We start from the raw sequence: 309 nt of genomic DNA on the forward strand, positions 1-309 counted from the left end.
GACGGTGCGGCCGTATCGGCTGCAGCGCAACGCGACTAGCCCGCCTTCAATACCGGCCCCGCCGGGTGGAGGTGGAATATGCGATCCAGGCAGACAGTACCAATGACTCGCGAGGCCGGATTCACGCTGATCGAAATGCTGATCATGCTGATTATCAGCGGCTTTGTTGCCACCTTGACCATCGAGGCGATCCGCGCGGCAAGCACCAACGCGATCCGGGTCGCGCAGGCCGCACGCTCGGTTGCCGGCGAGCTGATCGATGAGCGGATTTTCCGAACTGCCGTCGAGGCCAGCAGGACCGCCTATCAG

Annotated in this window: 1 protein-coding gene; it reads left to right on the forward strand. The window is 63.1% G+C overall.

Annotation, left to right across the window (positions count from 1 at the left end; all coding sequences use genetic code 11):
• Positions 1-102: 102 nt before the first annotated feature.
• Positions 103-309 (forward strand): type II secretion system protein (locus tag E5162_RS14430; protein ID WP_174235019.1); only part of this gene is annotated, 207 nt, incomplete at its 3' end.

Origin of the sequence: Marinicauda pacifica, assembly GCF_004793635.1 — a bacterium.
Taxonomy (GTDB): Bacteria; Pseudomonadota; Alphaproteobacteria; order Caulobacterales; family Maricaulaceae; genus Marinicauda; species Marinicauda pacifica.